Raw genomic sequence first — 25,932 nt, forward strand, 5'->3', positions numbered from 1 at the left:
GGCGGTATTGTGCAATACCCATAGCGAAAGGCAAGTGGAAACTGCATTTCGCCAATAATTAAGGCCAACCTAAGTTGACCTTAATTGTTTACAGATAGCGTTAAGTTATCTGAATTGGCTTACTTGTATGGCAAGCCAATCTATTTGTGATTGAGCTACTTACGACGACGCCACATTGCTAAGCCAAATAGTGACATAAGAGCACCGAAGCCAAATGAACCGCCTACTCTTAGCTCAAGAACGGCAGGATCATGATCCGATGAACGGAAGTGATCTTGGTACTTAGGTAGGTCACCTTTGTACTCTTCGTTGTAGTCAAACAACGTCGACTCACCACCATTGATGTGCCAATCGGTAGCATCGACAACCCTATCTTTCAGGCTTTCGCTGATCAGCAGGTGGTCTAGAGCGCCAACTTCATCATTGTATGAGTAGCTCCAGCTGTCTGGGTGCTTTTGAGCCACAGCATTGATATAACCGTAGTTCTTCGTAATCACCGCACCGCTATCACCAAACTGCTCAACACCATCAATGTAGGTATTACGAGCTGCTTTGATCTGCTTGCCGTATTTCTCTTCCGAGTAATCGGTTAGCACCAGCATTGGATCTTCCATGCCGTACGAGTTCATATCACCCAGGATCACTTTGTGACCTTTGATGCCATCGAGCGCTTCACCTAATGCAACCGCCGCAGCAACACGGAAGTTCTCACATGAACCTTGCTTATCGGCATCAACGCCGCCTTGGCCGCCCTGCTCAATCGGAGCAGCATCTTCCCAACACTTAGAGCCTTTCGATTTAAAGTGGTTGATCGCTACGGTGAGTTTCTCTTTGGTGCCTTTAACTTTAAAGGTTGGCGCCAATGAGTCACGTTGGTAGTTCTTACCGTCTTCAATCACCTTGCCTGAATCGTCTAACACCTCTGGTGCTTGTTGGCTTGGCATCGCGATAACACGGCTGTCTTTAAGCTTAACCACCTTCTTACGGTAGATAACACCCGTTGTGATAACGTCAGTACCAATAGAGTCCATCTCGTCGGTTACGCCGTCTTCGTTCGAGTCGACAGCCACAAAGGTATAACGGTCTTTCTTACGCTCAATGCGATCATTCAGTTGGTTTACAAGTTGCTGAATGGCAGAGCCTTCACCAAAGCCATTGTTCTCAATTTCCATCAAGCCAATGATGTCTGCATCTAAGCGAAGAATCGCGTTCACAATCTTCTCTTGCTGCATCTCAAACTCAGTGATGGTGTTCGCGCCACGGTTATTGCCGTGCTGATTCGCGTCGCCACCAAATGGAGAGTTGAAGTAGTTCAATACGTTGAAGGTCGCAATACGTAGGTCGCCTTCATCCATGTCTGGTTTGTCGGTACGCGGATCGTTACGCACATAGTTTTCAGCCGAGATCTGGTTAGTCGCAATTAAACGGTACTCACCGTAGCTGTAAGTCAGCACGCCTTCTAGGCCAACAATGGTGTCATCAATGCGGATGTAATCTTCTGTTGAACCATCTTGGTCGATATCAGTGCGGCCAAAATCTGGGTAGAAAGGGACTTGTCCATCAGCCGCTTTTTGATCGGTTTCAACGAAAAGACGGCGGTCTGCGTTGTCTTCAGTTTGCTGCTTCGCTTCGTCAGATCCCGCGGCGAAAAGCTGGTTCGGCTGCATGTTAATACGCTCATGCGCCAGTACCATGTTGTTACGACGACCTGCGTAGTCATAACCAAAGGCACGCGTCACACGCATATCAAGCGCTTCGGTTGTTTTCACCAACATGCCTTCGTAGCGTTCAAGCGTTGCAGCGAAGTTCTCGTCACTGTCTAGCACTTCAATCGCCGTCGCTTCAGGTGCCTGCTGCTCGCCCTGTTTTAGCCATTGGTTGTTTTCTACTTTCAGCTGAGTGTGGCTGTAGTATTCTTGAACCTTGCCTTTCACACACACTACATCACCGGCTACTAGCTCTGAGCTCGACTGGTTGGTATGAATAAATAGACCCTCAGAAGTGCTTGAGTTGAAATCATCCTCAAGTGCTTGCAGGTAGAAGCCTTTAGTTAGGCCTGTTGTTACCGCACTTACCACACCTTTTACGAAATATTCATCGTCGGTGATGTACGGGTAGCCATCGATGAATGGCGATGTAGCGCCCTCACCTTGGATTTCTTGAATGGTGGTGAATACTGGGTCAGAGCCATCTTGTGTACAAGTGAACGCTTCTGGCAGTTCAACGCTGTCTAGTGAACCTAGGCCTTCAATGCTGTCTTTTGGTAGCGATACCCATTGTGAAGCATCAAACGTCGCAGAAGGTGTTTGTGTCGCACGAACCAAAGTAACATCTTTGCCCCAGTCCACATCGCCCATCAAACCAACAACATCATGTACCGAGCCGTCTGAATTCAAGATAGCCAGCGGGTCGTCACCATTATGATTGGCGATAGAGGCATTAATGATGTCAGCTTGAGCTTTAATCTCATCACTCGCACTAGAATGTGCGACCACGAGTACTTCACCGGGTGCTAAAACGTGTCCATCTAAAGGTAAAGTGGCACCCCATGATCCGTTGCCATTGGCAGATTTCGCCAATGAGTAACCATCTAAACTAATGCTGCTATCGCCACTATTGGCAATCTCAACCGCTTTGTTATAGCTGCCGCCTTCCACATATTGTGAAATAAACAAATCAGCGTGTGCGCTTGTAGTTAACAAGCTACCAATTGCCACTGCTAGCAATGAAGGTTTGTGTAAAAGAGCCATCCGTTTCACCTGAGTTCATCGAGTTATAGTCACTGCCATCTATGGGCAGTCATGTATTTTGTGGTAACTATCAGGTTTATTTATGAAAGGAATAAGTCAGTTGGCAAGAAAATGAGGAACTTATCACTTTGGAATCATCAATTGTTTGGCACGTTATATATTTCCAACATATATAGAAACGAGTGTGATTTTATAAAGCTTGAGGGTACCAAATAAGATCATCTGCACAGCATTACAGCGATGGATATGCTAGCTAAATACTGGGTAAATTATCAATTCAAACAAGGGGGTTTCGAGGAAGGCAAATGGAATGGGCATGAAAAAGCCCAAAGTAAACAACAGCTACTTTGGGCTCAAATTCTCAAGCGAGTTGTGTTAGTTCACCCTATGGGCGAGTAACAAAACCTACTGCTTCGTATGCTTTTTTCAGTGTCACTGCAGCACGTTCAGAGGCTTTTTCAGCACCGGCTTTCATTACTGCGTCCATGTAGGCACGGTCAGCACGGATACGGTGATATTCAGCTTGAATCGGCTCAAGCATCTCAACCAATGCTGCGCCTACGTCTTTCTTGAACGGACCGTACATTTCAACGCCTTGGTACTGCGCTTCGATCTCTTCGAACGTTTTACCCGTCGCTGCAGAGTACAGACCCATTAGGTTAGAGATACCCGCTTTGTTTTCCCAATCGTGAGCAATGCGTGGTGGTGTTTCTGCATCGGTTTGCGCTTTGTTGATCTTCTTGATGATCGACTTAGGCTCTTCTAGCAGAGTAATCACGTTCTTACGGTTGTCGTCCGACTTAGACATCTTCTTCGTCGCGTCTTGCAGGCTCATTACACGTGCATTCACTGTTGGAATGTAAGGTTCTGGTACTTGGAAGATTGGCGTTTCAGGACCGTAGATGTTATTGAAGCGAGTTGCGATATCACGCGCTAGCTCTAGGTGTTGTTTCTGGTCGCTACCTACAGGTACTTGGTGAGCACCGTAAAGCAGGATGTCTGCAGCCATCAACACTGGGTAGTCGTATAGGCCTACGTTTACGTCGTTTGAGTGACGTGCAGACTTATCTTTAAACTGAGTCATACGGCTCAGTTCACCCATTTGTGTGTAACAGTTAAGAAGCCAACCAAGTTGAGCATGCTCTGGTACGTGTGACTGAACAAATAGCGTGCTCTTCTTTGGATCAACACCGACAGCAAGACAGATTGCTAGTGCGTCTAGAGTCGCTTCATGCAGTGCTTTCGGATCTTGGCGAACCGTAATTGCGTGAAGGTCTACAACACAGTATTGGCAATCGTAATCATCTTGCATCTGTTGCCATTGACGTAGAGCACCCAAGTAGTTACCGATACTTAGTTCACCAGATGGTTGAACACCACTCAATACGATGGGCTTGCTCATGGTTTTAATTCCTTTGCTTATTCGCTAAGTTTATTGAACGCTTAGCTTCTTAACTTAAATATAGAAAAGCCGCACAGCTCTTCTGTACGGCTCATCCAGTGTACTCATTGATAAGTATTTTGCTAGTAGGTTAGCTAACTTTTGTCCGCTTTATGCTGAAACTAGAACGACATCTAGTAATTGCGCGACGTTATCCGCGACATAGTCAGGGTTTGATGCTGAAATCGGCTCGCCGTGGTTATAACCGTAAGTCAGACCAAACGAGTGACAACCTGCATTCTTAGCCGCTTTAATGTCGTTGCTTGAATCACCAACCATCAACATCTCTTCCGCTTTTACATTGTGCTTTTCTAGCAACCAGTTCAGAGCGACTGGGTTCGGTTTTTTCTCTGGGAAAGAGTCGCCACCCAACACATCAACAAAGTACTTATCAATACCGTGTTGCGCCAGTACGTCTGGTACAAACTTCGATGGCTTGTTGGTAACCAGCGCCATAGTGAAGCCGGCTTTATCCAGCTCAGCCAGCGTCTCTTTAACCGATGGGTAAAGGTGACTTAGCTTGTGACCACCCTGCTCATAGAAATCATCAAACAGGATGCGTGCTTTTTTCAGTAGCTCTGGCTCTAGGCTTGGGTCAACCGTCAAGTTACGGCTGAGTGAACGTCCGATAAGAACATCAGCACCATTACCTACGTAGTCGCGAACTTGTTCTTCGCTCACTGAAGGGAAACCCAACTCCTGACAAGCTTGGTCAGCAGCAACGGCCAAATCAGGCACGCTGTCTAACAAGGTTCCATCCAAATCAAAGGCGATCAGTTTTATTGAGCTTAATGACATCTTACTTTCCTATTTATTATGTTCGTCTTATGAGTTGAGCTATAAGACGTAAAAAAGGGGCAAATTAGCCCCTTAATATTCAATCTATCTTTAGTTTTACGATTATGCGTTTACTTTTGCAAGCTCTGCACGCATCTCATCAATCACTTCTTTGTAATCTGGTTGATTGAAGATAGCTGAACCCGCAACGAACATATCTGCGCCCGCTTCTGCGATTTCACGGATGTTATCAACCTTCACGCCGCCATCAATCTCAAGGCGAATGTCACGGCCTGACTCATCAATCAGCTTACGAACAGCACGTAGTTTATCTAGCGTGTGCGGAATGAAAGATTGACCGCCGAAGCCTGGGTTCACAGACATCAGTAGAATCATGTCTACTTTGTCTAGGATGTAATCTAAGCAAGAAAGCGGCGTTGCAGGGTTAAGAACCACACCCGCTTTACAGCCGTGCTCTTTGATTAGCTGTAGAGTGCGATCGATGTGCTCTGAAGCTTCAACGTGGAAGGTAATCATTGATGCGCCGGCTTTAGCAAACTCAGGCACGATGCTGTCTACTGGCTTAACCATAAGGTGAACATCGATAGGAGCCGTAATACCGTAGTCGCGCAGCGCTTTACAGATAGGCGCGCCAAAAGTCAGGTTAGGTACGTAGTGATTGTCCATCACATCGAAGTGCACAACATCAGCACCAGCTGCGAGTACTTTTTCTACGTCTTCACCAAGACGAGCAAAATCTGCAGACAAAATCGATGGAGCGATTAGAAAATCTTTCATACCAAACCTCTTAAGAGTGAGTAAATTGCGAATATCACCGCCTTGTGACATCTCATATACAAATACAAGACTCAATTCCAAGACTATTTGGTGTGCAATTCTACCTAAGCAACTAAGCAGATCCTAGCAGTTCGAAAGATTAGTTTATGAAAGTACCCGTTGGTCACTCAATTTAATGAGTTCGAGGGTTATGTTGGCCGCTACAATTCTTCTGAAGCGTGTTGCTGGTTTTTCTCTTTATGAAAAAGTGCCAGTAACTCATCGACTTTATTGCGCCCTGCGCCATTACGGCTAATGGTGCGCTTAACCTTGACCACGTTCAGTTCTGCACCATGGTATAAACGGCGCGTTAAGGTGGTGTCATGGTTTGAGATCAAGACAGGGATGCCTCGTTCCATCGCTGCTTTTTCAGCAACATCCGCCAGTGCAGCTTGGTCATCTAAGCTAAAGCCATTACCTGCGTAAGAGGTAAAGTTTGCCGTGTTCGACAGTGGTGCGTATGGAGGATCGCAGTAAACCACACAGCCTTTGCGCGCGCGGCTAAAGGTTTCATGGTATCCCTCACAGACGAAGGTGGCTTTTTTCGCTTTCTCGGCAAAAAATTCCAGCTCAGCTTCTGGGAAGTAAGGTTTTTTATAAGAACCAAATGGAACGTTAAAACCGCCCTTCTTGTTGTAACGACATAGGCCATTGAAGCCAAATCGGTTCATATACAAGAAAGCCAATGAACGATACATGACGTTATCTGTACCATTGAACTCAGCGCGAATATCTAAGAAGGCTTCTTTACGGTTGTTCTCAGGACAGAACCAGCGCTTCGCTTCCGTGATATAAGTTTCAGGATCGGTTTTAAGCAGGTTGTACAGGTTGATAAGATCGGGATTGATATCTGCAAGCAGGTACTGTTCAAAGTCAGTATTCAGAAATACTGAGCCGGCACCGACAAACGGTTCTACCAATTTACGAGCAGGTGGCAGGTGACGTTGGATGTCTTCAACTAGGCCATATTTACCACCAGCCCATTTTAGAAAGGCACGCTGCTTTTTCATTTACTGCTCTATCTATCAACTCAAAAATAAGGCTGCGGAATGTAACATATTTTGAGGCTAAGCTCAGGGTTATTTCGCACGTTCTATCTCTCGATGCACTTGATTCATCGATTTTGCCCAAGGTTCCAACTGTTGAAGGGGTTTTGATAACGCACTTACCGCGTCTCTCGCCACTTGAATCGTTGGGTAATCTTGATAAGTGATAATAAACCACTTGGTGTCGTTGCGAAGTGTTGGGTAAATACGAACCTTGTTCTCAAGGTCATACTCTTCAATGAAAGACTGTACGTCGTCCAATGAGGTCATCGCACTCAACTGCAAAGTATAAGCTCGCGGAGAGATAGCTTGTAACTCTTCGCGAGAAAATGAGAATGTAATTTTCTTAGTCGGTGGCGTGGACTGTGTTAGGTCTGTTGCTTCATCGGCTGAAGGCTGTGACTCCACTTTGTCTGCATCTGATTGCGAACTCACCGCGGCACCTGTGTTTTCTTCAACAGCAGCATCAATCGCACTGGTATCGGCACTTTCAGGTTTATCATCAAGCAAGGCATCAACCACATCAGAGGTGATTACGACACGCTGCTGATCTTGTTCGACTTCTCCAACACTCGCGGTATCTTCAACGACAGTCGGTGGCAAAGATGAGCTGTCGTCATCAGCACCTTGATAACTCATGTCAGCTTCGGCTTCAGAATCGTCCATTCCGTCGATTCCAGCTTGCTCGGTACCACTTTCCACTTCAAAAGTTGGGATAGCTGTCTGTTCAATCGGAGCGATAAGAGATTGCGCTTTATCGTCAGGGGTTGGTTGACTGAACATCCACCAATAACCACCACCAATTAAAATCAACAGCAAGGCCACCACAATCGCGATATTGATGGGTGAGCCAATAATTGAGCGAATAATAATCCTTTTTTCCACTTTCAATTCTCCTAAAGCCATTAACTCACCGGGCAGAGGTTGCGCTTTATTAAACGCACGTCGCACGCGAGTTTCAGACTCATCATCAACATATCGAATCACCAGTGATTCAAAGAAATGTTCAGCTTCTGGTTGCGAAAGGTCATCGATCTCAAGATCGATAGGTTTGTGTTGTTGACCGTAACTCAAACGCGTTAATAACGTATCTAAGTGGCCAGGTTCCGAGAAGAGAACGATATTGATCGTCCATTGAGTGTTTGATTGAGCTTCCAGTACCAACATCCATAATTCGGATACCAATAGCTCAGAAAGTCGTTGGGCATCATCAACGACGACAACCACATTACACGGTTCTCCATCCAGTAACCTTGTTAGGCTATCCGATAAAGAATCATGTTGATTAAACAGGGGATCAGAAACAATTTGGCTAAGAATAAGCGCGCGGCGTTGTTGATCGTCTTGGCTTGGATGACAAAGCAGTAAACACTGATTTTTTTCTGTCGACCATGCTTCAAGATAACGCTGAGCCAACCAAGATCGGCCAGAGCCAGCTTTGCCAGCAACCGTCACAAGGTTTGAACCAAAGTTAGTCAAAAGCTGTAAGCGCTCTAGCAGCTCAACTTGAGATTCTAACTCTAATACTCTTAATTCATGAGCCAAACTCATTGGGGATCCCTACTGATAAGATCGATCAGTAAAACGCTTCAGTTGCCTAGAGTTTAGCTAGGCAACCTCACAACCAAATTTAAAGAGTACGGCAGAAATCGATCGCTTGTTTAATGATGTCTTGAGGCACATCAGCAACCACTTCAGCAGTACCAATACTTGTTGGTAATACCAAACGCAACTGACCAGACAGCACTTTTTTATCGCGCATCATGTGCTTCATAAAGTCTTCAAAAGACATGCTTTCTGGCGTATGGATTGGTAGTTTCGCATTCTTGAGTATAGAAATAATTCGCTCAAGTTGCTGCTGAGAGATCAGTCCCTGTAATTGAGCTGTTTTAGCTGCCATTACAGTGCCTGACGACACAGCTTCACCATGTAGCCAATTACCATAGCCTAGTTCTGCTTCAATCGCATGACCAAATGTATGACCTAGGTTCAATAACGCTCTGATTCCTGACTCTTTTTCATCTAGAGCCACCACTTCAGCCTTAATTGCACAACAACGAGCAATCGCGGTAATCAGTGCTTCTTCATCAAGTTGATAAAGTTTCTCTAGATTCTGCTCCAACCAATCAAAGAAGGCTTCATCGTAAATGATGCCGTATTTGATCACCTCAGCAATGCCCGCTGCAAACTCACGCTCTGGAAGCGTTGATAAACAGTTGGTATCGATGATCACAGATTTCGGTTGGTAAAAAGCGCCGATCATATTCTTACCAAGAGGATGGTTTACTGCGGTTTTACCACCAACAGAAGAGTCCACTTGAGAAAGAAGGGTCGTCGGGATTTGAATGAAATCAATACCGCGCTGGTAACAAGAGGCAGCAAAACCGACCAAGTCACCGATAACACCACCTCCTAAAGCAATCACCACCACATCGCGGCTGTAATTTCCTTCAAGCATATAGCTCATCACTGAATTGAACGTTTCAAGGGTTTTGTACTGTTCACCGTCTGGCAGCTCGAGAAGAGATGTCTGACAGCCGACTTGATCCAATAGCGATAAAATTTTATCAGCATAAAGAGGCGCTACTGTCACATTACTGATAACAACAACTTTCTGCTTACCTGATAAAAAAGAAAGGTACGCCGGGTCTTCAAATAACCCGGCGCCAATAGAGATAGGGTAGCTACGCTCAGCTAGATTGACCGTAATCCGTTCCATGGGTTTGCTCTCCGAAAAAATGAACTTAACGTTCTTCTAGCATTTTTACGATCTGGTTGGCTACCACTTTTGCACTTTGGTCGTCAGTACGAACTGTGTAGTCCGCCACTTCTTCGTATAGTGCGTTGCGAGATACAGCTAGATCTTCTAGCACATCACGCGGGTTGTCTGTTTGAAGTAGAGGGCGTTTCTTGTCGCGGTTAGTGCGAGCAAGTTGCTTTTCAATTGTTGTCTCTAGGTATACAACAATGCCTCGTGCAGATAGACGGTTACGGTTTTCTTTGCTCAACACTGAACCACCACCTGTCGCAAGAACAATACCTTGTTCTTCTGTCAGATCATTGATTACAGATTCTTCGCGCTTACGGAAACCTTCTTCGCCCTCAACATCAAAAACCCATGCGATGTCTGCGCCAGTGCGCTCTTCGATCACAGTGTCAGAGTCTAGAAACTCCATATGAAGTTGGGAAGCTAGGTGTCTACCAATTGTACTTTTGCCGGCGCCCATTGGGCCAACAAGAAAAATATTGCGTTTCTCAGCCATGTTTTTAGCAGTAATTTACAACGTTAATTCAATGACATCGCCACAAGGTAGGTCAGTACAAGTACTGAAATTAAAAGGCCCGTGGCACCGATTCCTCACAGATAATTCGTGATAAGACCCGAAATTATCAAGGTTAGGTGCCACTAATGCAACTTTATTTTTAATCTAATTGTTCATTACTGAATCACAACTTTGGGTGTGACAAAAATAAGTAGTTCACTTTTACCCACATTTTCATAGCTGCGACGGAACAATGCGCCCAAAACTGGCAGGTCCCCCAACAGAGGAACTTTATCCACTGTACTGCTCACGCTGTGCTGAAATATCCCGCCAAGCACGACAGTTTCACTATTATTAACAAGCACTTGCGTACCTATTCTTTGCGTATCAATGGCGACCGCTTCACCGGTTCCAGTTTTTACCACTTGCCCTGGCCTATCTTGAGTCACGCTCAAATCCAATACCAAACGATTATCGGGCGTGATCTGCGGTGTCACCTTAAGACTCAACACGGCTTTCTTAAATGCAACCGACGTAGCGCCACTTGAAGATGACTCTAAGTAAGGAATTTCAGTACCTTGCTCAATATAAGCCGGCTTTTTATTGGTGGTGATTAAGCGTGGACTAGAAATGATTTCAGCTTTTGACTCTTGTTGCAGTGCCGACAGTTCAAGATCGAGTAAGGTATCTGAACCCAGTTTGGCCACCTGAAACGCAATACTCGAGGCGTTCGGCGATGTTGCCCCTAAATTGACGTTGAGATAGTCATCAATCACGCTGCTGCCGCTATCGTCGTCATACGGCGTAATCGCTGATGGGTGGTTACCTTCGATTGAGCCACCAACGGTGAAGCTTCCGTTGGTTGAGGAAACGCCCCAGCGCACGCCAAGCTCATCAAGATTACCCTCAGTAACCGTGACAATACGCGCCTCTATCTGTACCTGCTTCACGGGAATGTCTAACGATTCAATGATGCCTCGGATCACGGCAATGTTTTCTTCCAATTCACGAATGAGCAGTGAGTTGGTGCGCTCATCAATGGTAATCGAACCACGATCGGACAACATGCTGACCGCACCTTCACCTCCAATCATGTCAGCGATGTCGGTGGCTTTAGCAAAGTTAATCTTGATGATTTCCGATTTAAGCTCCCCTAACTCCTCTTCTAAGCGCGATTTCTCTAACGCTTGTTGCTCTCGAAGGTCGAGCTCCGCTTTCGGCGCGACCAAGATAACATTGCCATCAACACGCTTATCCAAGCCTTTAACTTGCAAGATAATGTCGAGAACTTGCTGCCAAGGTACGCCATCTAAGCGTAACGTCAGGTTTCCGGCTACCGAATCAGACACCACGAGATTGAAGTCGTTGTAATCGGCAATCAGTTGCAGGACATTTCGTACCGGGATATCCTGGAAGTTAATCGATATCAGCTTGCCCTCTTTCTCTAGAACGCTTTTTTCTTTGGTCGCTTCATCGAGCACCGGTTTGCTGATCACCACCTCAATAAAGCGCCCCTTTAGGTTGTATTCATACTGATAGTCATTGCTAATCGTCGCTAGAAGCCGAGTGCTTGGTGTCTCTTTATAGACTTCAATGCCTTCAACCAAGGTAGCGAAATCCTTCACATCCAGCAGGTAGAGCTTGTCATCATCAACTTGAGTATTGATTAGCTCGATACTTAACCCTTCCTGAGCTCGTTGAACATCCACCACTGCTGTGCTGGTCGCCAGCTCAATAATGATGACGGCGTCTTTATCCTTATTGACCCTAAAATCAATATTCTCCAATTTGTTCGGTAAGCTCTCGGCATGGCTGAGCACGCTAACAACCAACATCACAGACACAGCAAAACCTTGTAGAGCCTTGCTCACTAATCCACTTATTCCTTTAATCATATTTACATCTCATATCCACATCATGTGACATTGGTTTACTTCAGAGCCAGCCTAACGTTGCGCTTATGCCAACAACCTAAGCCATCTGGAAGAGTTTCATTAATCTGAACGTATTGGCTCGTCACCTTAGTAACTCGGCCATTGTTTAAGCCGATAAACTGGCCTTTCTTGACGTTTACCACGTTGCCTTTGGGTGTTTGCACTAAGCCAAACACGCTTGAGCCACTGCCCATCACGCCTCTTAAACGAAGCTTACTCAGCGGGTACTTCTCTAACTTGCCATTACGAGAACGGGCGCTGGGTTGCCAACAGTCTTTCTTAACCAAGGGTTGGTTTTGCACAATGGCTTCTTTAGGCAGTTCAAAGGGAGGACGCAAAGATCGGCGCTGATAAGTCGCCGCCGTGAATTCAGTTGCTGGGACAAGTTGCTCGACATCTTTTCTCGCCTTGGCTTCAACCTGCGCCACAAAATCTTGCAGTGAGTCTTGATTAGCTTTGCAGCCTGACAACGCAAGCATCAATACGATTGAGTAAAACGCGCTATTGGGTTTCATCATTAACCTCCGATTTAAACTGGTAGGTATAAGCTCGAACCCTAAAGTGCAGCGTGCTACTTTCTTGACTGACTCGCTGCCAATTCACATCATCAAAGCTAATAATACGCGGCAGCTTGGCGATGGCAGCAGAGAAGTCACCAATCTCGTGATAGTCACCTGTCAGCTCTATATTGAGAGGCAATCGATAGAGAAACTCCTTATTCTGCTTTTGCCCCCAATCGATTCGTGTGAAGGTCAGCGAGTTATCCAAGCCGAGCTCATTCACGGAGGCCAACATGCTCGCTAACTCCTTTTGAACGGGCAGCTGCTCTAATAGATAATCGTAGCGACTAGTTAGCTCATCCAACTGGCTCTGCAACTTAGGCAAGGCTGCAACCTTATTCGCCTTTATCCTCAAGGTCGTTTTTAAGGTCTGCTCCTGTTGCTTCATCTGTTTCAGTTCCTCGTCGAGCGGCAGCAGATACAGCCAAGTGCCAACACCTTGGATTAACACCATCAACACCAGAATCACGAGAAGCTGAGGCAACAATGGCCATTCGGTGATCTCATCAACATCGAGATCTTGCAAGCTCATCCTGTTTTGCCTACTAATCCTATTTTGAAGGTTAGCCATGATGCGCCCCCTTATCTTTTCTGCTCGCGGTTGTGTTTTCTAAAGACGCAGGGCTAAACACAAAAGAGACCTTGAAGGTCTGAAACTCTTTATTGAAGCGCTTGCGGTTATGAACGATAGAGTGCATCTCGACCCCTTTCAAAGAATCTGAACGTTCGAGGTTGTCCAACATGGTGGCGAGACGAGCAGTGCTGTCGCTGATGCCCGACATTTCAATCTCCTGACCATTCATCTTTATCTTGTCGACATAGACACCCTCTGGAATCAGCTCCGGCATCAAGTTCATGAAGTCGGTGGTCTTATTACGGCCAAGCTGCAGCGACTCAACCACATCAAGTCGAGTCAGAATGGCTTTGTGTTCTTGCTCTGCGACTTTTAACGACTGAATTTGTCGGTCGAGCTCAGCAATGTACTGATTGAGGTAATTGAGGCGAGCTTGCTGCTTGGCTTGTTGATCGTGAAAATAGTGACCAACCGCCCATTGCCCTATAAGCGCAATGATGACGCCAAGAATGACCAGATGGATAAAACGCTTCTTGTGCTGAGCACGAATCTCATCACGCCACGGCAGCAGGTTAATTTGATGCAACATGCTTCTCTCCCTGCCACTTGAGCCCACTCATCGCCATACCCGCCGCGATACCAAAGTGTTGCCAGTCAATCGGCAGTCGGCGTCTCTTGGCGACCTTATTCTCAAATAAAGACAAAGGATTCAATGACTCGCAGCTCAACTGAAAATGGCGTTCTAGCTCTTCGGTTACCATAGGGATGCTGGCGCCCTCGCCCATCAACCAAATCCCTGAGATAGGTTGCTGCGCATTTCCCGATGAATAGAGCTGCAATTGACGCTTGAGCTTCTCAATCAGGTTAACAATGAATTGATGTGTCTCTTCCATAGTACCGAACACGCTCTCGATATCACTCGGGTCATCTGAGCTGCGAAGATCTTGAGTGCCAAAGGCGATGTCTTTATAGAAAGGCGCCGAATTCTGCGGGATAACCCCTAGCGAGGTTTGGTCGATTCCAACATCCACTAGCAACCAGTTTTTCTTATCGGGATACAGGCGCGAGGCCAATTGCCAGATATTAAGTAGCCCATGCGCCTGTGTATCCACCACCACAGGTTTGAAGCCAGCCTTGGTTAATGCATCCGCTCGGCTATCCACAACTTCTTTACGAGTGGCGTATACCTGATAACTGCTTGTCGAACCTTTACCAAATCGTTTGTCTTCCAGCTTTACAAAATCTAAACTCAGCTCCTCGATAGGAAAGGGAGATTGATGGGCGAAGGTTTGATAGATAGAAAACTCTTTTTCTCTGTCTTCTAACTCACTCTCTATTTGCAGTACTTTGCTGATCACCGTGTTATCAGGTACCGAAATGGCGACGTTGCGACAGCCAAAAGGCAGTCCTTTCCTAAGTTCTTTAAGTTTCTTAACAGTTTTCTGATACTCCAAAGTATGGTTAGCTGTAAAAATGTCGTCCGAAATCGGCAGCTCTTTGTATCCCACTAGGGCATACAACTCCCCCACGGGTTTTAGTACCACGGCTTTGATGCTGTGATGATTTATATCTATACCTGTAATTAATGATGAACCCATGTGACCTAGCTCCTGAAGTGCCAAGCATTTCGTTGATTATCTAGGGGTTGTGATTATTAGTTAAATAAGCGTTAATAAACGAAAGCTAAGTTTTTAGCCTAGAGTACAAGGGTTTGCTGCTTATCAGCCTTAACTAATCAGGGATTATCCGGTGAAGTTCATAAAGCGATTATTCATATTTACATTGATTTGCATGATTCTTGGAGTCAGTACAATTTTCGGGTTTTATTTTTACGTAAAACCAGAGTTGCCTGATGTTGCCACTTTGCGCGACGTAGAACTCCAAACGCCGATGCAAGTCTTCAGTCAAGACGGTAAGCTGATCTCTCAATTTGGTGAAAAGCGTCGTAATCCAGTCACTTATGACGAGATTCCTCGCCACTTAGTTGAGGCTCTGATTGCCACCGAAGATAGCCGTTTCTATGAACACCCAGGTATTGACCCAATCGGTATCACACGTGCAGCACTCGTGGTTGCAATGTCGGGTTCAGCCAAACAAGGTGCTAGTACCATTACTCAGCAGCTTGCGCGTAACTTCTTCTTATCTAATGAGAAAAAGATCATGCGTAAGATCAAAGAGATCTTCATTGCGATCCACATTGAGCAACTTCTTAGTAAAGAAGAGATCATGGAGCTTTACGTCAACAAGATCTTCCTTGGTCACCGTTCGTATGGTTTTGGCGCGGCAGCACGTGTTTACTTCGGTAAAGATCTTCCTGATCTCACGCTGAGTGAAATTGCGACCCTTGCGGGTATGCCAAAGGCACCTTCGACAATGAACCCTATTTACTCTGTTGAGCGCGCGACTAACCGTCGTAACGTTGTATTGCGTCGTATGTTAGACGAGAAATACATCACTCAAGCAGAGTTCGATGACGCTCGTAGCGAAGAGCTTATCTCGAAATACCACGGTGCAGAGATCGAACTGAGCGCGCCATATGTTGCTGAAGTTGCACGTGCTTGGATGGTGGAACGCTATGGTGAAGAAGCTTATACATCAGGCATGAAGGTCTACACGACCGTTGATTCGAAACTGCAAAAAGCAGCGAACCAAGCCGCAATTAAGAACCTACTTGGCTACGATGAGCGTCACGGCTACCGTGGTGCTGAAAAAGTATTGTGGCAGACTGCGCAATCAGCGTGGGATCAAGAACAAATCGTTAAACACCTTAAGTCTCAACCAACCTATGGTGACCTAGTCCCTGCTGTTGTTACCGCGGTTGATTCGAAAAGTGCTCAAATTTGGGTTAAGAACCAAGGTGAAGGCACTATCGAATGGCAAGGCATGAACTGGGCGCGTAAATTCCTAACGGATAACCGCCAAGGACCAGCGCCTTCTCAAGCGAAAGAAATTCTGGCGGTTGGTGAACAAATCTGGGTTCGCCATGAAGCCGTTACCGGCGATGAAGTCTCTGAAGAGCCGACAGAAGAGTCAGCGACTGCAGAATCAGAAACACCGATTGTATGGCGACTAAGCCAAGTACCGAATGCGAACACAGCATTTGTTGCAATGAACCCGAACAACGGCGCGGTATTGTCGATGGTCGGTGGCTTTAACTTTGTCCACAACAAGTTCAACCGTGCAACGCAATCTATTCGTCAGGTGGGTTCTGGTATCAAACCCTTTATCTACTCAGCAGCGATTGAGAAAGGCTTAACGCTAGCCTCACTGATCAACGATGCACCGATTAACCAATGGGATAAGAGCCAAGGTACCGCATGGCGACCAAAGAACTCGCCACCGACTTACGTGGGTCCAACTCGTTTACGTATTGGCTTAGCTCAGTCTAAAAACGTAATGGCGGTACGTGTACTGCGCGAAGTAGGTCTAGATGATACTCGTAACTACCTAACTCGATTTGGCTTTGATATTGATGAAGTTCCGCGCTCTGAAACCATTGCTCTGGGTGCGGGTAGCTTAACGCCAATGAAAGTAGCTCAAGGTTACTCAGTATTCGCTAATGGCGGCTACTACGTTGAACCTTTCTACATCAGCCGCATTGAGACACCATTTGGTGAGACTGAATTTGAAGCGACACCAAAAGTGGTTTGTAAAGACGATTGCCAACAGCAAATGACCTCAGACCCAATGGCTGATGAGTTTGCAGAGCAAGATGTGGATGCCAAAGTACAATACGCACCTCAAGTTATCTCTGAACAGAACGCATTCCTTGTTCGTGAAATGATGTACAGCAACATCTGGGGTGGCGGTGATTGGAGCGCAGGTACGGGTTGGAACGGTACAGGTTGGCGTGCACAGCCGTTGAAGCGTCGTGACATTGGCGGTAAAACCGGTACCACCAACGATTCGAAAGATACTTGGTACAGCGGTTACGGCCCTGGCATGGTTGCAACGGTATGGGTTGGTTTTGATAACCACAACCGCAACCTAGGCAGAACCAAAGCGAACTCAAATCTTGGTAAGAACCAAATTACGGGTGCAGAAGCTGGCGCGAAAACAGCAGAACCTGCATGGGTTGATTTCATGGGTACGGCGTTAGCGGGTGTTCCTGCTGAGCGTAAAGAGATTCCTGAGAACATCGTCCGTGTTCGTATCGACCGTGAAACTGGCTTACTGACCAACAAGTTCGATAGCTCATCAATGTTCGAGTACTTCGAGAAAGGCACAGAGCCAACCGAGTACATCACTGAACGTTTCAATGATGACATCTACTCAACCTCATCAGGTGAAGCAGTAGAAGAACTGTTCTAACTAAGGTTTGTAGAACCTAGTAACATGAACCAACAAAAAGGGTTGATATGCATTCATATCAACCCTTTTTTTATATCTATATCTGACCAGACTAGGCTCTAAATTCAAGCGCTAAGCCGTCTTCTCCAGTTGAGTTCGAATCGTCTCAGCCAGTTGCTCGAAACGTCCCTTCAATGGAGAGCCCGGACGATAAGCCACGACAATTCGACGTGAAGGTGTTGGATTCACCGCAGGTACGTAACACACACCATCTTTCTGCTTTTCCTTTGGCACCGACAATTGAGGTAACAAGGTAATACCCGCCCCCGCCGCGACCATGTTACGCAGCGTTTCTAAGCTGGTTGCCTTAAAGCGCTCATCATCTTTGGCACCCGCAGCAAAACAGAAACCCAAGGCTTGGTCTCTTAAACAGTGACCGTCACCTAGCGCCAGTACGGTTTGTCCATTTAGCTGCAGCATATCGATCGTGTCTTGCTGAGCCCACTCATGGTCACACGGAACGGCGACACTTAATGGCTCGTCATACACATCAATCTCTTTGAACACCGCGGTTTCATCAACCGCAGCCAATACCAAGCAATCGAGCTTGCCATCTTCAAGCTGACTCACTAGCTGATGGGTCTGAGCTTCATGCAAGTAAAGCTCAAGATCTGGGAAGCTCTCTTTAAGATGAGGAACAATCTTAGGCAAGATGTAAGGACCCACGGTTGGAATGAAACCAATGTGCATTGGCCCCGTCATCGCCTCACCGTGGCCACTCGCCATATCTTTAAAGGTTTTCACTTCATTGAGAATACGCTTGGCTTGTTCAACAAGTTGTAACCCTGATTCTGTAAATATCACCTTCCTTGGACTACGCTCGGTTAACTGAAGTCCAATTTCATCTTCCAGCTTGCGTATTTGACCGCTTAGTGTCGGCTGACTGACAAAGCACGCTTCTGCCGCTTTTCGGAAGTGTTTATGCTCTGCGAGCGCCACCAAGTATTCAAAGTCACGAATGTTCATGATCAGTCTCTTACCTCAGGTTTTAATAAGAACAAGGGTTCTAACAGAAACATTTAAAAGAAAAATGCTCTTGATAGAATTTACCTATCAAAACCATAACATCAAACGATTAGAGCTATCAAAGGATTTATCTAATAATGGGCTCAACGAAACGAAACAGAGCGAAGAAAAACGTTAAGCTCTGATAGAACAAAATTAAAAATACTATTTAAGGAAATCAATATGTTTGCATCTAAAGAAGGTCAATCAATCCCTCAAGTAACATTCCCAACTCGCCAAGGTGATGCATGGGTTAACGTAACGACTGAAGAGCTTTTCAAAGACAAGACAGTTATCGTATTCAGCCTACCAGGTGCGTTTACTCCAACATGCTCTTCAAGCCACCTACCTCGTTACAACGAACTACATTCAGTGTTCAAAGAAAACGGCGTTGATGACATCCTTTGTGTTTCTGTAAACGACACGTTCGTAATGAACGCATGGAAAGCAGACCAAGAAGCGGAAAACATCACATTCATCCCTGATGGTAACGGTGATTTCACAGACGGCATGGGTATGCTAGTTGAGAAAAACGACATCGGCTTCGGCAAACGTTCATGGCGCTACAGCATGCTGGTTAAAAACGGCGTGGTAGAAAAAATGTTCATCGAAGAAGACGTACCAGGCGACCCGTTCAAGGTTTCTGATGCAGATACTATGCTTAACTACCTTGCTCCTGAGCACAAAGAGCAAGAGTCAATCACAGTATTCACTAAGCCAGGCTGTCCTTTCTGTATGAAAGCAAAACAGAACCTAATCGACAAAGGTCTGAACTACGAAGAAGTGGTTCTAGGTAAAGATGCAACAACAGTAAGCCTACGTGCAATCTCTGGTCGCACTACCGTTCCTCAAGTATTCATCGGTGGCAAACACATCGGTGGTAGTGAAGAACTAGAAACTTTCCTAGGCTAATCGCTTCATCGCCGATATAGGCTTAGAAGTATCAGCTAACCCACCCTCTTGTGGGTTAGCTATTCCAAACACTCTTATCTGAGTTTTGGGAAAAGAATATAGCTGGTGACTCGCCTGTCTTTTACTAACCTATAGTTAGCAATAAAAGCAGAGTCACAAGCTAAATCTAATAAAACAGAATCACAAAACTGACCCGCAATCCTGACTCTCAAAAAATCATCAGAGTTGGAGGGGTTCGTTCAAACCAAATTTAGCCATTGCGAGAAAATTATTATGAAACAAGTCAATGTAGATGTAGCAGTTATCGGGGGCGGTACGGCAGGTCTAGGTTCTTACCGCGCTGCAAAAGCACACACTGACAGTGTCGTGATGATTGAAGGCGGCCCTTACGGTACTACCTGTGCTCGCGTTGGTTGTATGCCATCTAAACTGCTTATTGCAGCTGCAGAAAGCGTACACCAAATCGAGAAAGCTCCGGCTTTTGGCGTTCACCCACAAGGCGATATCGTGATTAACGGTCGTGAAGTGATGGAGCGAGTGAAGTTTGAGCGTGACCGTTTTGTTGGTTTTGTTTTAGAAGGCGTTGATGAAATCCCAGAGCAAGACAAGATCTCTGGTTACGCAAAATTCTTAGACGATAACACGCTACAAATTGATGACCACACGGTTGTCACCGCTAAACGTATTGTTATCGCGACCGGCTCTCGCCCTGCATACCCTGCCGTTTGGAATGAACTTGGTGACCGCCTGATCATTAACGACGACGTGTTCAGCTGGGATGATTTACCAGAATCGGTTGCGGTATTTGGCCCTGGTGTTATTGGTCTTGAGCTTGGTCAGTCACTGCACCGCTTAGGTGTGAAGACCAAACTGTTCGGTTTGGGTGGTCAAGTTGGCCCAGTAACTGATCCAGAGATCATGGCTTATGCAGATAAAGCTTTCAATGAAGAGTTCTATCTCGATGCCGACGTGAAAATCGAAAGCATGAAGCGCATTACCACTGAATCGGGTGAGCCACGTGTCGAAATCCAGTTCATCAATAAACAAGGTGAATTAGAAACTAACGTCGTTGAATACGTACTAGCAGCAACAGGTCGTCGCCCTAACACTGACAAGCTTGGCTTAGAGAATACCTCTCTAGAGCTTGATGAACGTGGTGTGCCAATCGCAGACCACTACACGCTACAAACATCACTACCATCAATATTTATCGCTGGTGATGCGAGTAACCAACTGCCTCTACTGCATGAAGCAGCAGACCAAGCTCGTATTGCGGGTGACAATGCAGGTCGCTTCCCAGAGATTCGTGCAGGCCTACGCCGCTCTAAAATCTCGGCAGTATTCTCTGACCCGCAAATCGCGATGGTTGGTGAAACCTACAAAGAGATCACCACACGCTTAGGCACATGTGGCTGTTTCGCAACGGGTGAAGTGTCTTTCGAAAACCAAGGTCGTTCACGAGTGATGCTTCGCAACAAAGGTATTCTGCACGTATACGGCGAGCAAGGCACAGGCCGCTTCCTTGGTGCTGAGATGATGGGACCAAACGCAGAACACTTGGCTCACTTATTAGCATGGGCACACCAGAACAAGATGACGGTTTCTGAGATGCTAGACATGCCGTTCTACCACCCAGTAATCGAAGAGGGTGTACGAACTGCCCTACGCGACCTGAATGCGAAACTGCACCTAGGTCCAGAGATGGTGAAACACTGTCTGGATTGTGGCCCGGGCTGTTAATCTCAGACTAGCGCCAGTCAATTAGCAGTTAACAAACGTTAGATACTAAAAAGGAAAGCCATTGGCTTTCCTTTTTGTTTTTGGCAACGAGCAAACTATAGATTCCCGATTCGCTCCTTCGTCGCTAACGGGAATGACGTAACTTTTAACGCACATCTGAGCCGAAGCCAATCAGTGTGATGGTCGTTTTAAAAACGCATCTAAGCTGAAGCAGACCAAAGTGACGCATCAGCTAAACCAAAACTAAACTCGTCATTCCAGAACCGAGGGACGAGGTATCTGGAATTTCTTGAAGCCATTGCGTCACTAAAAGCTTTAAGCAATTACTTCTCAGCAGCAATCACAGAGATCTCAACAAGTAGCGCTTCGCGAGCCATGTCGCCAGTCACACATGCGCGAGCTGGAGCGTGGCCTTCTGGAACCCATGCATCCCAAACTGCGTTCATTTCTTGGAAGTCTTTCATGTCTTTCAAGTAAATCGTTGCTGACAGCATGTGCTCTTTGTCGCTGCCTGCTTGCTCAAGTAGGGCTTCCACTTTATCCAGCATCGTCTGTGTTTGCTCAGTGATGTCTTTGGTTGCATCAGCACACACTTGGCCACATAGGTAGATAGTGCCGTTGTGTTTCACAATACGGCTCATGCGTTGTTTGGTTTCTTGGCGCTCAATCATCGACTTTCTCTCTCTGTGTCACCGTGATCCAATATCTTGTGACGTGTTATTATCAGGGCAACAAGCATAACGCGAATCAAACCCAAGGTGACATGCATTCATTGCAATAAAAGTGAAAAAATCCGTAACAAGCTCGGTCGTTGCCAGCGTTGCATGAATCAGCTGATGGTGTTGTCGATTTTGAGTTGGGGAGTATGGTGGCTATTTTTCAGAGAAGACCCAAAAACCATCAATGCCATCGCTTTGATGATGGCCGCTTTCGCATTCAGTGGCTTGTTGTCGTTGCATTGGATAATGAAGTTTGTCGTGCTGCCTTTAAGGAACAAAAAGCGTTAACAGAGAGACTTTGCTAGATAAGTGATAAAGGCTAGATGTCCAATTAAATGACTCGCCTTAGCAAGCCGTCATCATTTCCCAAACAGCAGATAGAAAAAAGCCCCAGAACCAATCGATTCTAGGGCTTTCTTAGAAAATTCTAAGAAAAAGCAGTGGTACTTTAATAGACCGGGCTTTTCTTAGTTTGTTCCCAAAAAAGATCAGATTTTTGATCTTTTTTTTAGGAGCTATAAAATCAATGCCTTATGCAACATTAACCTTAGCAATTATCTGCTCTACCAAGTTCACTTCCAATGCCACTTCATCACACGCATGTTGACGAGGACACTGGTCACAATCTTTCAGTACCTTCTCAGGCAACAGAGATTTCGATGTCGGTAAGAAATCATGCTTCATGAAGAACTCAGGTGTACGAGTCAGCACAAACACCTTCTTGATGGCCATTTGTCGCGCTTTCTCAACCAAGTGCTGCACAATTGCGGTACCCTGCCCTTGACCTTGCCAGCCAGCTTCGACACCCAGTGAACGGATTTCCGCTAGGCCAGAGTCATACACATAGAGTGATGCACAACCTGTCACCTCACCATGATGCTCTGCGACCGCAAACGAGCCAATATCACGCACCAGTTCATTACGAGAACGAGGTAGGTTTTCACCCATGTTCGCCCAGTAAGCGACCATACCTTCCAACGCTTCAATATCGGTCAGACGAGCAGGACGAACCTTGACGATGGACGTATCACGCTGTGATAAACGTTTCTCAGCTTGGTCAACCGCGTAAGCCACTTGCTGTGGAGATACACCGCCTAGCGCGCTACGTTTTTCAAGACACGATTCAATGGTCAGGATGTCATACACATCTTCCTCAATCACCTCAGAGAACTCTTTCATCTCTGCGATGGTTAATTCTTCTAATGCACAGCCTTTAGCAATCGCCGCCACTACCGTCACACCAACAATATGGTGAGCTTCACGGAAAGGAATCCCTTTCGCTACTAGGTAATCAGCCAATTCAGTTGAGTTCGCGTAGCCTTGTTTCGCGGCTTCAAGTGTACGTTCGCCGTTCACTTTAATGCCGTCAAAACAGAGTGCTGCCATTTCCATACAATCATTCCAAGTATCTAAAGCGTCGAACAGACCTTCTTTATCTTCTTGCATGTCTTTGTTGTACGCCAAAGGCAGAGCTTTTACTGTCATCATCATTGCCGCTAATGAACCGTAAACACGGCCAGTTTTGCCACGGATAAGCTCTAGCGCATCTGGGTTTTTCTTTTGTGGCATCAGAGATGAACCTGACGTCACGGTATCCGCTAACTCGATGAAGTTTGATTCACCTGAGTTGTAGAAAATCATATCTTCTGCAAGACGCGAAAGGTGAAGCATAGAGATAGAAGCAATCGACATTAGCTCCATCACATGGTCGCGGTCAGAAACTGAATCTAGAGAGTTGCGCGTTGCACGACGGAAACCTAAGTTGTGAGCTAACTCTTCACGGTCCATCGGGTAAGCTGTTCCAGCAAGGGCACCAGAACCCAGCGGACATGTGTCTAGACGCTTAATCGCATCATTCAAACGTGAATAATCACGCTCAAGCATTTCAACGTAAGCCAAGCACCAGTGAGCAAAAGTTACCGGCTGAGCACGTTGTAAGTGAGTGTAGCCAGGAAGCACGGTTTCTTGATGCTGAGAAGCAACGTTCACCATTTGGCTTTGTAGGCGATCCAATGCCAGTAGCAGTTGGTTACCTTGCTGACGACACCATAGTTTCAGGTCTGTCGCCACTTGGTCGTTACGAGAACGGCCAGTGTGAAGTTTTTTGCCCAAGTCACCGACTTTGCCGATAAGTTGCTGCTCAACCCAGCTGTGAATATCTTCTGCATCAGAACGTAGAATCTGTTCAGGATCTTCCATCACCTCAAGTTTTAGCTCATTCAGCGCTAACTCAAGCTTCTGTTGCTCTTCTTCTGTTAATACGTTGACCGACAGTAGAGCTTTAGACCAGGCAATTGAGCCCACAATGTCTTGCTCAGCCAATCGGTAATCAAAACGAAGAGAATCGTTAAAATCTTTGAACCGGGTGTCTGCTGCTTGGGTAAATCTACCGCCCCATAATGCCATTGTGTATCTCCTAATTGCACAGTGCTCACTGTTTTTGCAAATGATAATTCTGATTAAGATTCAGTATTTTTCTGATGGTTTAAACTTACGGCAATTCAAAATGAAAATAAAGTATTAATTCATTATTTTCACATATTTATTCACCAACAGTTCAATCCATTGATTATTTTTAGCGTGGAGCGCGAATTATATGCCATCCGATAGGAAAAACCGAAGCTGATTTATTAGGCAAATAGAAAGTAAAAAGCCCACTCACTAATCAATAGTGAATGGGCTTTGCATAATAATGTCTGTTTACTAACCTTCAATCTTTCATCAAAGGCTAGCTCACTAACTCATTGTTAGGATTACTTTTGGCTATTCAAAGCACGGATACGGCTTGATAGCGAGTAAAGGCGGATGAAGCCTTCAGCATGGCTTTGGTCGTAAACTTCATCTTCACCAAAGGTTGCAAACTCTTCTGAGTACAGGCTGTTGTCAGAACGCTTCTGAGTCACCGTTGCATGGCCTTTGTAAAGCTTGATAACCACTTCACCATTCACGTCTTGTGCTAGCTCTTCTGTCGCGGCAAGGATTGACTTACATAGTGGAGTGAACCAACGACCATCGTATACAAGGTGAGAAGCCTTAACACCGAGCTCTTCACGGAATTCGAATGCCGCTTTATCAAGAACCAGTTGCTCTACTGCACGCAGTGCTTCCATCATGATTGTGCCACCCGGAGTTTCGTAACAACCACGAGACTTCATGCCAACAAGACGGTTCTCTACGATATCGATACGACCAACACCGTGCTTAGCGCCTTTCTCGTTTAGGTAAACCAGTGCGTTGTATGGCGTCATTGTTTCGCCATCAACCGCAACCACTTCGCCTTTTTCAACTTTAAGCGTCACTGTTTCAGATTCGTTTGGCGCTTGCTCAGGGTCTACAGTCCAAGCCCAGCAATCTTCGTTAGGTGCATTCCATGTGTTTTCTAGAACGCCGCCTTCTGTTGAGATGTGCCATGCGTTTGCATCACGCGAGTAAATCTTAGTAAGAGAAGCCGTACAAGGGATGTTACGCTCAGCCAGGTAATCTAGACACTCTTCACGACTCACTAGATCCCATTCACGCCATGGTGCAATTACGTGTAGATCAGGTGCTAGTGCAGCAAATGCGCCTTCAAAACGAACTTGGTCATTACCTTTACCAGTACAGCCGTGACACAGTGCGTCTGCACCTACTTTACGTGCGACTTCAACCTGTGCTTTCGCGATGATTGGACGCGCCATCGACGTACCTAGTAGGTATTTACCTTCGTAGTAAGCGCCCGTTTTCAGCGTTGGGTAGATGTAGTCAGCAACCATCTCTTCTTTAAGGTCTGCGATGTAACACTCAGATGCACCAGAAGCTTTTGCTTTCTCTTCGATACCAATCAACTCTTCGTCGCCTTGACCAACATCCGCAACAAACGCAACCACTTCACAGTCATAGTTCTCTTTCAACCATGGAATGATTACTGATGTGTCTAGACCGCCAGAGTAGGCTACTACAACTTTCTTTACGTTAACTTTGCTCATTTTCTTTCTCCTAGTTTCCATACTGCACATGGCGGTCAGCGTTGGAAATGACTTCATAA

22 protein-coding genes are annotated in these 25,932 nt (G+C 46.0%); 5 read left to right on the plus strand and 17 right to left on the minus strand.

What is annotated here, in order from left to right; translation table 11 throughout:
- Nucleotides 1-155: 155 nt before the first annotated feature.
- The 13 genes from AB4351_RS03245 to pilM form a co-directional block, all read right to left on the minus strand.
- Complete coding sequence (locus AB4351_RS03245; protein WP_102319997.1) at nt 156-2,750, minus strand: ExeM/NucH family extracellular endonuclease; 2,595 nt, start codon at nt 2,748-2,750, stop codon at nt 156-158.
- Between the two features lie 385 nt (nt 2,751-3,135).
- Nucleotides 3,136-4,152 carry a tryptophan--tRNA ligase gene (trpS, locus tag AB4351_RS03250; RefSeq protein WP_016796005.1) on the minus strand — a complete coding sequence of 339 codons (1,017 nt, stop codon included), beginning with the start codon at nt 4,150-4,152 and terminating at the stop codon, nt 3,136-3,138.
- 150 nt (nt 4,153-4,302) lie between these two features.
- A complete protein-coding gene (locus AB4351_RS03255; protein ID WP_017061120.1) occupies nt 4,303-4,989 on the minus strand; it encodes a phosphoglycolate phosphatase in 687 nt (228 codons plus the stop codon).
- A 102-nt stretch (nt 4,990-5,091) separates the two neighbouring features.
- On the minus strand, nt 5,092-5,766 hold the full coding sequence (gene rpe, locus AB4351_RS03260; RefSeq protein WP_010435263.1) for a ribulose-phosphate 3-epimerase: 675 nt from the start codon (nt 5,764-5,766) through the stop codon (nt 5,092-5,094).
- 200 nt (nt 5,767-5,966) lie between these two features.
- The gene (locus AB4351_RS03265) at nt 5,967-6,815 is read right to left on the minus strand and encodes a Dam family site-specific DNA-(adenine-N6)-methyltransferase (protein WP_017061122.1); all 849 of its coding nucleotides are present in this window, start codon (nt 6,813-6,815) and stop codon (nt 5,967-5,969) included.
- Nucleotides 6,816-6,884: 69 nt separating this feature from the next.
- Nucleotides 6,885-8,402, minus strand: a complete 1,518-nt coding sequence (locus tag AB4351_RS03270) for an SPOR domain-containing protein (RefSeq protein ID WP_017063695.1) — start codon at nt 8,400-8,402, stop codon at nt 6,885-6,887.
- A gap of 79 nt (nt 8,403-8,481) precedes the next feature.
- Nucleotides 8,482-9,570: a 3-dehydroquinate synthase gene (gene aroB, locus AB4351_RS03275; protein WP_017061124.1), complete on the minus strand. Its 1,089-nt coding sequence runs from the start codon at nt 9,568-9,570 to the stop codon at nt 8,482-8,484.
- A 25-nt stretch (nt 9,571-9,595) separates the two neighbouring features.
- Complete coding sequence (gene aroK, locus AB4351_RS03280) at nt 9,596-10,114, minus strand: shikimate kinase AroK (RefSeq protein WP_017061125.1); 519 nt, start codon at nt 10,112-10,114, stop codon at nt 9,596-9,598.
- A gap of 176 nt (nt 10,115-10,290) precedes the next feature.
- On the minus strand, nt 10,291-12,009 hold the full coding sequence (locus tag AB4351_RS03285; RefSeq protein WP_372125054.1) for a type IV pilus secretin PilQ: 1,719 nt from the start codon (nt 12,007-12,009) through the stop codon (nt 10,291-10,293).
- A 35-nt stretch (nt 12,010-12,044) separates the two neighbouring features.
- Nucleotides 12,045-12,563, minus strand: a complete 519-nt coding sequence (locus AB4351_RS03290; RefSeq protein WP_017063694.1) for a pilus assembly protein PilP — start codon at nt 12,561-12,563, stop codon at nt 12,045-12,047.
- Nucleotides 12,550-13,179 carry a type 4a pilus biogenesis protein PilO gene (locus AB4351_RS03295; protein WP_017061128.1) on the minus strand — a complete coding sequence of 210 codons (630 nt, stop codon included), beginning with the start codon at nt 13,177-13,179 and terminating at the stop codon, nt 12,550-12,552. Before AB4351_RS03295 ends, AB4351_RS03290 begins: the two co-directional genes overlap by 14 nt.
- A complete protein-coding gene (locus tag AB4351_RS03300; RefSeq protein WP_372125056.1) occupies nt 13,172-13,771 on the minus strand; it encodes a PilN domain-containing protein in 600 nt (199 codons plus the stop codon). Before AB4351_RS03300 ends, AB4351_RS03295 begins: the two co-directional genes overlap by 8 nt.
- Nucleotides 13,755-14,780, minus strand: a complete 1,026-nt coding sequence (gene pilM / locus AB4351_RS03305) for a type IV pilus assembly protein PilM (protein WP_017061130.1) — start codon at nt 14,778-14,780, stop codon at nt 13,755-13,757. The genes AB4351_RS03300 and pilM overlap by 17 nt, the downstream gene beginning before the upstream one ends.
- A 151-nt stretch (nt 14,781-14,931) precedes the next feature.
- Here pilM and AB4351_RS03310 point away from each other — a divergent pair, with 151 nt between their 5' ends.
- Nucleotides 14,932-17,493, plus strand: coding sequence for a penicillin-binding protein 1A (locus tag AB4351_RS03310; RefSeq protein ID WP_032546261.1), 2,562 nt, complete (start codon nt 14,932-14,934; stop codon nt 17,491-17,493).
- Nucleotides 17,494-17,604: 111 nt separating this feature from the next.
- Here the strand turns inward: AB4351_RS03310 and oxyR are convergent, their stop codons facing one another.
- Entirely contained in the window at nt 17,605-18,498 is an 894-nt protein-coding gene (gene oxyR, locus AB4351_RS03315) for a DNA-binding transcriptional regulator OxyR (protein WP_102433305.1), read from the minus strand.
- Between oxyR and AB4351_RS03320 the strand changes: the two genes are divergently transcribed.
- The 3 genes from AB4351_RS03320 to AB4351_RS03330 all read left to right on the plus strand — a co-directional run bounded on the left by AB4351_RS03320 (nt 18,497) and on the right by AB4351_RS03330 (nt 21,189).
- Entirely contained in the window at nt 18,497-18,676 is a 180-nt protein-coding gene (locus AB4351_RS03320; protein WP_048659170.1) for a hypothetical protein, read from the plus strand. The two genes, oxyR and AB4351_RS03320, sit on opposite strands and share 2 nt — an antisense overlap.
- A 44-nt stretch (nt 18,677-18,720) precedes the next feature.
- Nucleotides 18,721-19,449, plus strand: coding sequence for a glutathione peroxidase (locus AB4351_RS03325; RefSeq protein WP_017061133.1), 729 nt, complete (start codon nt 18,721-18,723; stop codon nt 19,447-19,449).
- A 273-nt stretch (nt 19,450-19,722) separates the two neighbouring features.
- Complete coding sequence (locus AB4351_RS03330; RefSeq protein ID WP_102370803.1) at nt 19,723-21,189, plus strand: dihydrolipoyl dehydrogenase; 1,467 nt, start codon at nt 19,723-19,725, stop codon at nt 21,187-21,189.
- A 323-nt stretch (nt 21,190-21,512) separates the two neighbouring features.
- Here AB4351_RS03330 and AB4351_RS03335 read toward each other — a convergent pair whose 3' ends face one another.
- Nucleotides 21,513-21,860: a RidA family protein gene (locus AB4351_RS03335; RefSeq protein ID WP_004729674.1), complete on the minus strand. Its 348-nt coding sequence runs from the start codon at nt 21,858-21,860 to the stop codon at nt 21,513-21,515.
- Nucleotides 21,861-21,980: 120 nt separating this feature from the next.
- Between AB4351_RS03335 and AB4351_RS03340 the strand changes: the two genes are divergently transcribed.
- On the plus strand, nt 21,981-22,196 hold the full coding sequence (locus AB4351_RS03340; RefSeq protein WP_372103632.1) for a DUF3624 domain-containing protein: 216 nt from the start codon (nt 21,981-21,983) through the stop codon (nt 22,194-22,196).
- Nucleotides 22,197-22,439: 243 nt separating this feature from the next.
- Here AB4351_RS03340 and argH read toward each other — a convergent pair whose 3' ends face one another.
- The gene (argH, locus tag AB4351_RS03345; RefSeq protein WP_017061136.1) at nt 22,440-24,314 is read right to left on the minus strand and encodes an argininosuccinate lyase; all 1,875 of its coding nucleotides are present in this window, start codon (nt 24,312-24,314) and stop codon (nt 22,440-22,442) included.
- A 347-nt stretch (nt 24,315-24,661) separates the two neighbouring features.
- Nucleotides 24,662-25,873 carry an argininosuccinate synthase gene (locus tag AB4351_RS03350; RefSeq protein WP_017061137.1) on the minus strand — a complete coding sequence of 404 codons (1,212 nt, stop codon included), beginning with the start codon at nt 25,871-25,873 and terminating at the stop codon, nt 24,662-24,664.
- Nucleotides 25,874-25,932 lie beyond the last annotated feature (59 nt).

It is taken from the genome of Vibrio sp. 10N.261.51.F11, assembly GCF_041471665.1.
In the GTDB taxonomy this organism is placed as follows: Bacteria; Pseudomonadota; Gammaproteobacteria; order Enterobacterales; family Vibrionaceae; genus Vibrio; species Vibrio crassostreae_C.